Raw genomic sequence first — 9,975 nt, 5'->3', positions numbered from 1 at the left:
ACAGCTCCGGCTGCTCTTCGTAGGTCTGCCGGATCAGGTCGGCCTGCGCCTCGATAGTGTGCGAGCGTTGATCGCCACCCATCGGCTTGGCCTGCGTCCGCCCCTCCTGCACGAAGGCCCCGTGCCAGCGCACGGCGCTGGCCGGGCTGATCTCGAAACGTCGTGCCGCTTCCCGGCGTGACGCGCCCGCCTCGATCGCAGCCACGACCCGCTCGCGCAGATCGACAGATAGGGCAGACGCCATCGGCTCTCCTCCTCGGAAAGCCGCGCATCGAATCACAACCCCGTCGTGGCGGAAACCCCAGACGATTCAACCCGGTCGGTGACTGCTCTAGCGTTCCGCCGCAGCCATAGAGGAGCGCGCCGCCGTGAACGACCGGACGAACATCACATGTCGCCCTGTCTCGTCCACGCACCCGGCTCGCCATGTCTGCCTTTCTCACCCTGGACGGTGTCGCCCTCCGCACGCCTGAGGGCCAGACCCTCTTCGACGACCTGAACGTCTCCCTCGGGGCCGAGCGGATCGGCCTGGTCGGCCGCAACGGCTCGGGCAAGTCGTCGCTCCTGCGCGTCGCCGCCGGCCTCGCCGAGCCCTCTGCCGGTTCCGTGCGCCGGTCCGGCACGGTCGGCCTGCTCCGGCAGGACTGGCCGGAGAATTGGACGCTCGCCGACGCCCTCGGGGTCTCCGAACCGCTGGCCGTGCTCGGGCGCATCCTGACGGGGCAGGGCAGCGCCGAGGATTTAGAGGCCGCCGACTGGACCCTGGAGCCGCGCCTCGAAGCCGCCCTGGCGGAGGCCGGTCTGCCGGGATGGCCCTTCGACCGGCGCGTGGGCACCCTGTCGGGCGGCGAGCGCACTCGGGTCGGCATCGCCCGCCTGTTGGTCGAGGCGCCCGACCTGATCCTGCTCGACGAGCCGACCAACAATCTCGACCGGCCCGGGCGGGACACGATCTGGGCGCTGCTGCGCGACTGGCGCGGCGGCGTGCTGGTGGCGAGCCACGACCGCGCGCTGCTGGAGCATGTCGACCGCATCGTCGAACTGACGCCCCTCGGCGTGCGGATCGTCGGCGGCGGCTGGTCCGCCCTCGCAGCTTGGCGGGAGGCCGAGCGGGCCCGGGCCGCCGCCGCGCTGGAGCGGGCCGGCGCCCAATTGCGCGACGCGCGCGCGGCCGCGCAGCAGGAACGCGAGGCCAAGGCCCGGCGCGACCGGGCCGGTCGCGCCTTCGCGGCCAAGGGGTCGGCGCCGAAAATCCTGCTCGGCGCCCAGGCCGAGCGGGCCGAAAACACAGGCTCTCGCGCCCGGGCCGTCGGCGAGCGGCTGATCGGCGAAGCCGCAGCCCGGGCCGAGGCGGCGCGGGCGCGGGTCGAGGTGCTGGCGCCGCTCACGATCATACTGCCGTCGAGCGGCCTGCCGTCCGGCGCCGAATTGCTCGCCCTGGACGATGTCGTGGCCGATCCCGGCGGCGGGCCGCTCGGCCCCTGGACGCTCGCGATCACCGGGCCGGAGCGGGTCGCGATCGGCGGCCCGAACGGCGCCGGCAAGACGACCCTGCTGAAGGTGGCGGCTGGCGCGTTGAGGCCGGTGGCGGGGCGCGTGCGGCGGGCGGAGGGCCGCATCGCCCTGCTCGACCAGCATGTCGGGCTGCTCGATCCCGCGGCCAGCATCCTGGCCAATGTCCGGCGCTTGAACCCAAGCCTCGGCGAACGGGAGGCGTATGCCGTCTGTGCCCGCTTCGCCTTCCGTAACCGCGAGGCCGAGCGGCGGGTCGAGACGCTCTCAGGCGGCGAGCGCCTGCGCGCCGGGCTCGCCGGCCTCCTCGGGCGGCCACAGGCACCCTGGCTGCTGATCCTGGACGAGCCGACCAACCATCTCGACATCGAGTCCGTGGCGCTGCTGGAGCAGGCGTTGCGCGGCTACGACGGCGCACTGCTCGTGGTCAGCCACGATCCGGCGTTCTTGGAAGCGGTCGGCATCGAGCGGAATGTCGAGATCGAGGCCCGGAATTGCGTTTGAACAGGATTGGCTCGCACATCGTTTGTTCCCGAAAGCCGGAAACCACCTTTCGGGACGATGCTTTAGCGCCGCATCGTGTACTGCGAGCGCCCGGCCGCCTGGCGCATCAGGAACGACGCCATCTCGGCGAGTTCGGGGGCCTTGGAGCGGAAGGTCACCGAGAGGGCCAGCAGCGTGTCCTTGTGGTCGAGCCCGGGATAGACCCGCTCCTGCACCGGCACGTGGGCCGCGCGCAGCTTGGCGGCGAGGCTCACCGTGTGCCGGGGCTTCACCACCGTGTCGGCCTCGCCGGTGGCCAGAAAGGTCGGGGGCGAGAGCGGGCCCGCGAAGGTCATCGGCTGGGTCAGCGGCAGGTCAGGAGCCTGACCGAACACCTTGAGGGTGGTGTCCTGATCGAGCGGCAGGAAGTCGTAGGGGCCGGAGAGGCCGGCCACCGCCTTGATCGCCTTGGGATCGACCCCGGCGGCAGTGAGGTAGCGCGGGTCGAGCCCGAGCATCACGGCGTTGTAGGCTCCGGCCGAATGGCCGGCGAGCACGATGCGGCGCGGATCGCCGCCATAGGATGCGATGTTGTCGCGCACCCAGGCCAGCGCCGCGGCGCCGTCTTCCAGGAAGCCCGGGAAGGCCGTCTCCGGGAACAGGCGGTAATCCGGCAGGACCGTCACGAAGCCCTGGGCGGCCAGCGCATGGCCGACGAAGGCGTAATCGTCCTTGGAGCCGCTTTGCCAGGAGCCGCCGTAGAAGAAGACCAGCACCGGCGCCCGCTCGGCCGCCACCGTGGGCACGTAGACGTCGAGCCGGCGCCGCTTCCCCTCGCCGAAGGCCTGGTCCCGGGCGGCCAGGCGGCCACCGGCATCCCGCGGGCCGATCGCGTCGAACAGAGTCAGCGGCGAGGCGGCGCTGAAGCCGAACGCCGCGAGCCCAAGGCCGAGAAGGCTGGCAAACGCGATGAGGAGTCGTGTCATTTCCCGTCCGGTTGCCCTGATTGACCCATTCAAGGCGCCGCTCGGGGCGGATTGATGACGGAAGCGAGGCTTCAGGTAAAAAATCAGGTCCGCAGCACGATGCAGGCGCCCCCGACCTTGCGGATGCGGCCGCACAGATCGTCGGCGGCCTGCCGGCTCTGGGCGGGGAGGCGGATCCGGTAGAACGCCCGGGTGCCGCGGTTGCGCAGGCGGGTGCCGATGATCATCGGCCGCGCCTCGCCGATCACCCCGGCATAGGCGTTGCGGGCGCGGTTGAAGCTCTGCAGGGCCAGCGATTTGGAGAAGTTGCCGGCGAGCTGGATGCCCCAGGGCGCCGCCGGACCCTCGTTGGGCCCGATCGCGAAGCGGTCGCCGCGGGACGGGATGCGCAGGCTGGCGGTCACCTGCATGCAGGTGACGGGCGCCGCCGGTTTGGCCTCTTGCTTCTCCTTCGCCTCGGGCGCTCCGCCCTCGGGATAGGTGATCGCGGCGCCGCCTCGCCAATCCTCGGCCGGCGCTCCGGTGATGGCGGCGACGTAGGCGCGGGTCTCGGCGGGCAGGCCGCCCTCGCCGGACAGCCATTTGCTCACCCGGGCGGCCCCGCCGTTATAGGCGGCGGCCGCGAGCCCGAGATTGCCGAACTGGCTCTTGAGATCCGCCAGCAGGTGGGCGGCATGCGGGATCGCCTGCTCGGGATCGAACGGGTCGAGCAGCCCGCGCTCCCGGGCGGTGCCGGGCATGAACTGCGCGACGCCCTGCGCGCCGGCCGAACTCACGACGCCCACGCGAAAACTGCTCTCCCGCCAGATCAGCCGCGTCAGGAACGGCACCGGCAGCCCGCGCGCCTTGGCGGAGTCGTCGATGAGGCGGCAGAGCGCCTGCTCGACGGTCTCGGTGGCCCCCTCGGACGGAGCCGCCACGGCCGGGCCGGCGAGGAGAAGCGGAAGGATCAGGAGGGCGCCGAGGCGCAGAGGGGGGGCGATCACACAACCGCTTGTAGCGGGGCGCACGGGGGGATCAATCCGTACGGTTGGGGGAGCGATGACGCGGCGCAAGTCTTCCGGAGATCCCACCCGCGCCCTCATCCTGAGGCGCGAGCGCAGAGAGCCTCAGTATGAGGTCGTGGTTTGGAGAGACGAGTTTCGCGATATCTGGCGTGATCCGAAGCAAGATCACAGACAGCGATGATTTTCTGCGTCACACATCCGCTTAAGTTGCAAATCCCAGATCGAATTCACCCAAATTGACGCTGCAGAGCGAACGTTTCATTTGTCCGGCTCCAGACTTGGCCCCCGGCTTGCTTAACCGGAACCGTCCTTGACGCATCCGGATCGGGAGACGGGAAGCGAGATGGCAGAGGCATCGGAGTTCAGTCGGCGCAAGCTGATCGCCATGGTCGGCGCCGCGGCCGGGAGTGCGGCGGCCTATCAGGTCATGACCAGCCTCGGCTTCGCCGAGGAATCGCCCTATCGCGGGCCGATCCGGCTCGACGGCGATCCCAAGGGCGCGTCGGTGCTGGTCCTGGGGGCCGGGCTCGCCGGCATGACCGCGGCGCTTGAGCTGCACCGGGCCGGCTACCGGGTGCAGATCCTCGAATACAACACCCGCGCCGGCGGCCGGAACTGGTCGCTGCGCGGCGGCGACACCTACACGGAGCTGGGCGGCGCCACGCAGCGGTGCGAATTCGACGCCGGCCTCTACCTCAATCCCGGCCCCTGGCGGATCCCCTACCACCACCACGGCGTGCTCGATTACTGCCGCCGCCTCGGCGTGGCCCTGGAGCCGTTCATCCAGCTCAACCACAACGCCTTCGTGCACAGCACGAGGGGCTTCGGCGGCAAGCCGCAGCGGATCCGCACCGTGAAGACCGATTTCGACGGCGCCACCGCTGAACTGCTGGCGAAGGCGACCCGCAAGGGTGCCCTGGACGCGCAGGTCTCCAAGGAGGACCAGGAGATCCTGATCGAGGCTCTGCGGTCGCTTGGCGGCCTCGACAAGGACCTCGCCTACCGCGCCGGCCCCGATTCCTCGGAATTCCGCGGCTACGCCCACGATCCCGGCGGCGGGCTCTCGGCGCGCCCAGTCGACGGCGAGCCGATGGCGCTGCACGACATCCTGACCTCGCGGCTCTGGCGCGGCCTGCAGAACTTCCTGCTGTACGAATTCCAGACCACGATGTTCCAGCCGGTGGGCGGCATGGGCCGGATCGGCGAGGCCTTCGCCCGCGCCCTGCCGCCGGACACGATCCGGTACGGCGCCAAGGTCACGGAGATCGCCCAGGATGCCCACGGCGTCACCGCCACCTACCAGGATCTCGCCCAGGGCGGCGCGGTGCGGCAGGCCCATGCGGATTGGTGCGTCTGCGCCCTGCCGCTGACGGTGCTGAGCCAGATCCCCACCCAGGTCGGCCCCAAGATGAAGGCCGCGATCGACGCCGTGCCCTACGCCTCGTCGGTGAAGATCGGCCTGCAATTCAAGCGGCGCTTCTGGGAGGAGGACGAGCACATCTTCGGCGGCATCTCCTACACCGACCTGCCGATCCGCCAGATCGCCTATCCCGCGACCGGCTACAATGCCGGCGGCAAGGGCGTACTGCTCGGCGCCTATACCTGGAACGGGCCGAATTCCTACGAATTTACAGCGATGAGCCCCGCCGAGCGGGTGCGCCGGGCGGTGGCCTACGGCAGCCAGATCCACCCGCAATACAACACGGAGTTCGAGACCGGGATCGCGGTGGCCTGGCACCGGGTGCCGTTCACCCTGGGCTGCGCCGGCGACTGGACCGACGAGGCCCGGGCCCAGCACTACGACAACCTATGCGCGATCGACGGGCGGATCATGCTGGCCGGCGAGCACGCCTCGTACATCCCCGCTTGGCAGGAGGGCGCGATCCTCTCGGCCCTCGATGCGGTCACGCGGCTTCACAAGAGGGTTTTGGCGGCATGAGGGCTTTTGCGATCACCCGAACCCTGGCGCTGTTCCTCGCCACGGGCGTCGGCGCCGCCGCGCAGGAGCACGCCCTCCATGCGGCCCTGCCATCGGCCGGCCCCGCGATGAGCGAGGGCAAAACCTTCACCGAGGCCGGGGGCGAAGCGCTCTACGCCCAGGTCTGCGCCGCCTGCCATCAGGCGGGCGGGGAGGGCGCGGTCGGCGCAGCCTCCTATCCCCCGCTCCGGCACAACCAAAAACTCGCCAGCGCCGGTTATCCCGTCACGGTGCTGCTGTACGGCCTGCGCGGCATGCCCCCGCTCGGGCGCATGATGAGCGACACCCAGGTCGCGGACGTGGTGAACTACGTCCGCACCCATTTCGACAACCCGTACGGCGACGCGGTCGCCCCCGAGGATGTGAAGGCGGCACGGCCATGATCGGACGAACCCTGATTTCCGCACCCCTCGCGCTCGCCCTGGCGGCCGGGCCGGCGCTCGCCGAGGACATCGTCCGGTATCCGATCCCGGGCTCGGACTTCCCGATCTCGGAGGCGGTCGAGGTGCCGGCCGGGCACGCGACCGTCTATCTCAGTGGCTTCGGGCCTTCGGTGATCAACCCCAACGCCGAGAAGAACTCCTTGGCGTCCTTCGGGGATACCCGCGCCCAGACCGCCTCGACCCTGGCCTCCATCGAGGCCGCCTTGAAGCGCCGCAACCTGTCGCTGCGCGACGTGGTGAAGATGACGGTGTTCATCGTCGGCGATCCGGCCAAGGGCGGCCACCTGGACTTCGCCGGCCTGATGGAGGCCTACCGCGAACAATTCGGCACCGCGGCCCAGCCGAACCTGCCCACCCGCTCGGCGGTCCAGGTCGCCGCGCTCGCCAATCCCGGCTGGCTGGTGGAGATCGAGGTCACCGCCGTGCGGCCGTGATTTGGGCTGTACGGACATCCGCACACGCACCTCGTCATCCCGGGGCGCCGCAGGCGAGCCCGGGAGGCGTTGGCTTGAAGACGGCTTCTCCGGCCGCCGTCATGGCGTCGATGGAAACGCGTGGTCCAAGTCCGACGTTTGATACGGGCTGCAAAGGGTCGTCTCATCGACACCCAAGGTCAGCAGCCTCGGTGACCGAGACGGCCCCCCCCCCGCATCGATGAAACCCTACGGCCTGCGCACGAAGGCGGCGTGGCGATACTCGCGGGGGGCCATGCCGTACTGCGCCTTGAAGCGCCGGGAGAAATGGGCCTGGCTGGCGAAGCCGCAGCCATAGGCCAGGGTGCCGATCGACAGGTGGGCGCAGCCCGGGTCGGACAAGCGCTTGGCGGCCGCCTCCAACCGGCGCTGCCAGATCCAGTCCGAGATGTGCTGGCCGCGCTCGTGGAACAGCTCCTGTAGCCGGCGCAGCGACACGCCGACCGCGGCTGCGAGTTGGGGCGGATCCAGGGTCGGATCGCCGAGATGGGCCTCGACGAACGCCTTGGCCCGCTGGACCACGACGGTGCCGTGCAGGGGCCGAGGCACCTCCTTGGCCATGCGCTCGGCGATGCAGGCGACGATCAGGTCCACGCCGATCGACGCCATCCGCTCGGCGCTGTCCGGGTCGAGCCGGGAGCGCACCTGGATCAGTTCCTGGAAGAACGTCTGCACCAGGGAGGCAGAGGCCTGATCCGCCCTCATCGCCAGCGCGGTGTAGAGCCGGGTCGGCCCGAGCGCGCTCTCCAGGCGCTCCCGGGGCAATTCCAGGAACACGGCTTGGCTGCCCGCGCTCGTCGCCACGACAGCCGGTCGGCGGTCGAGCACGACGATATCGCCCGGTCGCTGCACCGAGTCCCGGTCGCCCTGAAGGCAGGTGGAGGTGCCGGTGCGCTTGAGCACGACGACGGCCATGCCGGCCCGCTCGTGGTCGCGCGCCGCTCGGGGCGTCGTCTCGCTCCGCAGGGCGCCCTGCGAGACGCGGCTCACGAGCATGGGACCGATACGGGTGCCCTCCATGCGGCCTTCGAAGGGCCTGTCGTCCAGGCGCTCCATCTCGAGGGGCATGAGCCGCTCGAACAAGGTCTCCCGCCACCGCTTGAAGCTATCCCGGGGTTTGAGCCCGTCGGTGGAAAACAATGTTTGCATGAAACGATACTTCAGTAACCGCGATGCCGAACGGACGAACAAATCCCGCTAGCGCGCGCAACTCAGGTTTGCAAATCTAACGAATAATAAATTTTGAGTTGCAGACAGCTGTCGTATTCAGGTGTGACTGAGCTGCGCTGGATCGCTGAGGTATGGCTGCCGCTGTGAAAGCGCGGCGTCGAACACGGATGCGTGAACACTTATCGGATGCGTGATGGGCCGTGTGTGGCCTCCTGGCGACGTTCCCGATCGCGTTGCAATCGGGCTCGCCTCTCACTCCTTGAGGGAACGCGCTCGCTCCAGCCGAACCGGTCTCCACGTTGGCGGCCTGCGTTCTCGCGATGAAAAGGCGTTTTCGCGAATGGCCGGCCGCGACCGGTAGCGTCCGCTTACGGAAGGTTGTGACCGTCAGCGGAGTGACTGGCATCGGTGGTTTTCGGCCGGTCCGCTTCTAAAAGACACACACGTTAAAGCGGATGTAATTCGTTATATACTGTAAGATATCAAATCATGACAACTTAATACGAACGTCCTACGGATTTATTCTATCTCTTCGTCAACCCGCGAGAGAAAAGAGGCGGGAATTTCTATTCCTAGTTTTTTGGCTTTGCGGATATTAATAGATAGATAAAAATGAGTATTAAGCTGAACTGGCAGATTTCCTACTTCAGCGCCGTCGATTATTTTCTTGGCATACCCAGCGGCCTTTTTATACGCGTCCGCCTCTTCGGGACCATAAGCCACTAGTGCCTCATCTTGCGCGGTCGCCTTGTTATAGGCGGCAACCGGAATGCCATACTTCTCAGAGGTCGAGGCTATTATTCGGCGATGTACATAATTGAAGCTGTCGTTCATCAAAATGAGACCGCATCTTTTTGTCGACAGCCCTTCTATTGTGTCTTCGATATCCTTCTCAGTGGCAACAGGAGAAAGCGTGGCCGTCACATTCAATGATCTCGATGCTTCCTCGAATGGAGAAACGTAGTACTTATAGTATGGAGCGGTGGCCGGATTATACATCATCGATACGCATGTCATTCCCGGTATCAACTCTTTCAGGTATTGCACCCACTTGCCGGCGATGCCGCCTTCTGAATTGACAAATCCCGTAACATTTTTCCCAGGGGCAGCAAAATTTGCTACAAAGCCGCTCCCGACTGGATCAGCTACTGTAGCAAATATGATAGGTATTGTTTTTGTTTCTTGTAAAAGGGCTCGTACCACAGGTGTCGTCGCAGCAAATATCAAATCAGGTTGATTCGAAGCAATGTTCTTGGCGTAGCGCCGAGCAGACTCAACATTTCCGTTAGACCAATAATACTCATATTTTATAAATGTATCTTTAGGTTTGTCGTTGTTTAACGTATCTACAAATTGTTTTACGAGAATTTGGGCCGCAGGATCTGCTTCAGAAAAATTTGTGATGACCGAGATTTTTCTTTCTTTTAAGTTCTGATCGCCGACGGCGCCCGTCGAGAAAATTGCAAGGGCCAGCATTTGGGTCAGCATCAGCTTAAGCATTGCTGTGAGCAATCGTTAAACGCGGAGACCACACACGATTGGTGAGATATATCTTCGCGCCGGTGAATGCGATAACTTATGATATAATACGTGGCCTAGACCAACTTATCAAGGGCGGAGGCGGATCGGAGACTAAACTCTCAGGCTCGGCCTGGAACGTGTTGGACCAAGCTTGAAGCGCTCGGATCTTGGTCCAAACCCGACGGAGGAGCCAATTGAGTGCGGAACCATGCGGGGCCTCCAGAGGCAGTGTGTAGTTGAAGGGTTTCATGGAAAGAGACGGTGGCCGCTTTCGAGAAACGCCGACAGCGGTCTGTACGGCCGCTACGGGTCCTGGCTGTGTCAAAACCCCGAAGGTGGTAGCTTTCCTCTGCACGACCGGAGGATGGCATGGGACGGTTCGTTGTCGGTGCCGAGCGCGAT

Annotated in this window: 9 protein-coding genes; 4 read left to right on the top strand and 5 right to left on the bottom strand. The window is 66.4% G+C overall.

Going from position 1 to position 9,975, the window contains the following annotated elements; translation table 11 throughout:
- On the bottom strand, positions 1-244 hold a 244-nt coding region (locus tag BM228_RS32245), incomplete at its 3' end, for a helix-turn-helix domain-containing protein (RefSeq protein ID WP_208612145.1).
- 182 nt (positions 245-426) lie between these two features.
- Between BM228_RS32245 and BM228_RS32240 the strand changes: the two genes are divergently transcribed.
- Entirely contained in the window at positions 427-2,016 is a 1,590-nt protein-coding gene (locus BM228_RS32240) for an ABC-F family ATP-binding cassette domain-containing protein (RefSeq protein ID WP_092047288.1), read from the top strand.
- Between the two features lie 62 nt (positions 2,017-2,078).
- Here BM228_RS32240 and BM228_RS32235 read toward each other — a convergent pair whose 3' ends face one another.
- Together BM228_RS32235 and BM228_RS32230 are read right to left on the bottom strand one after the other, a co-directional pair.
- The gene (locus BM228_RS32235) at positions 2,079-2,981 is read right to left on the bottom strand and encodes an alpha/beta hydrolase (RefSeq protein WP_092047286.1); all 903 of its coding nucleotides are present in this window, start codon (positions 2,979-2,981) and stop codon (positions 2,079-2,081) included.
- Between the two features lie 83 nt (positions 2,982-3,064).
- A complete protein-coding gene (locus BM228_RS32230) occupies positions 3,065-3,967 on the bottom strand; it encodes a lytic transglycosylase domain-containing protein (protein ID WP_244537426.1) in 903 nt (300 codons plus the stop codon).
- 364 nt (positions 3,968-4,331) lie between these two features.
- Here BM228_RS32230 and BM228_RS32225 point away from each other — a divergent pair, with 364 nt between their 5' ends.
- Genes BM228_RS32225 through BM228_RS32215 form a run of 3 tightly spaced genes read left to right on the top strand, consistent with a single transcriptional unit; the run spans position 4,332 to position 6,843 of the window.
- On the top strand, positions 4,332-5,927 hold the full coding sequence (locus tag BM228_RS32225) for a flavin monoamine oxidase family protein (protein WP_092047284.1): 1,596 nt from the start codon (positions 4,332-4,334) through the stop codon (positions 5,925-5,927).
- Complete coding sequence (locus tag BM228_RS32220; protein WP_092047282.1) at positions 5,924-6,349, top strand: c-type cytochrome; 426 nt, start codon at positions 5,924-5,926, stop codon at positions 6,347-6,349. The genes BM228_RS32225 and BM228_RS32220 overlap by 4 nt, the downstream gene beginning before the upstream one ends.
- A complete protein-coding gene (locus tag BM228_RS32215) occupies positions 6,346-6,843 on the top strand; it encodes a RidA family protein (protein ID WP_092047280.1) in 498 nt (165 codons plus the stop codon). The genes BM228_RS32220 and BM228_RS32215 overlap by 4 nt, the downstream gene beginning before the upstream one ends.
- A gap of 228 nt (positions 6,844-7,071) precedes the next feature.
- On the opposite strand, the gene BM228_RS32210 is transcribed toward BM228_RS32215, so the two are convergent.
- Together BM228_RS32210 and BM228_RS32205 are read right to left on the bottom strand one after the other, a co-directional pair.
- Positions 7,072-8,031 (bottom strand): helix-turn-helix domain-containing protein, encoded by a 960-nt coding sequence (locus BM228_RS32210; protein ID WP_092047278.1) that lies wholly within the window; start codon positions 8,029-8,031, stop codon positions 7,072-7,074.
- 540 nt (positions 8,032-8,571) lie between these two features.
- Positions 8,572-9,552 (bottom strand): ABC transporter substrate-binding protein, encoded by a 981-nt coding sequence (locus tag BM228_RS32205; protein WP_092047276.1) that lies wholly within the window; start codon positions 9,550-9,552, stop codon positions 8,572-8,574.
- Positions 9,553-9,975: the final 423 nt, after the last annotated feature.

The organism is Methylobacterium pseudosasicola, from assembly GCF_900114535.1.
Taxonomy (GTDB): Bacteria; Pseudomonadota; Alphaproteobacteria; order Rhizobiales; family Beijerinckiaceae; genus Methylobacterium; species Methylobacterium pseudosasicola.
Note: the sequence above shows the minus strand (reverse complement) of the source record. Positions and strands in the feature narration are given on the sequence as shown.

What these genes read in the sequence shown, in the direction of transcription:
- BM228_RS32225 (WP_092047284.1), top strand. Translation starts at nt 4,332, where the DNA reads ATGGCAGAGGCATCGGAGTTCAGTCGGCGCAAGCTGATCGCCATGGTC.
- BM228_RS32240 (WP_092047288.1), top strand. Translation starts at nt 427, where the DNA reads ATGTCTGCCTTTCTCACCCTGGACGGTGTCGCCCTCCGCACGCCTGAG.
- BM228_RS32210 (WP_092047278.1), bottom strand. Translation starts at nt 8,031, where the DNA reads ATGCAAACATTGTTTTCCACCGACGGGCTCAAACCCCGGGATAGCTTC.
- BM228_RS32220 (WP_092047282.1), top strand. Translation starts at nt 5,924, where the DNA reads ATGAGGGCTTTTGCGATCACCCGAACCCTGGCGCTGTTCCTCGCCACG.
- BM228_RS32235 (WP_092047286.1), bottom strand. Translation starts at nt 2,981, where the DNA reads ATGACACGACTCCTCATCGCGTTTGCCAGCCTTCTCGGCCTTGGGCTC.
- BM228_RS32205 (WP_092047276.1), bottom strand. Translation starts at nt 9,552, where the DNA reads ATGCTTAAGCTGATGCTGACCCAAATGCTGGCCCTTGCAATTTTCTCG.
- BM228_RS32215 (WP_092047280.1), top strand. Translation starts at nt 6,346, where the DNA reads ATGATCGGACGAACCCTGATTTCCGCACCCCTCGCGCTCGCCCTGGCG.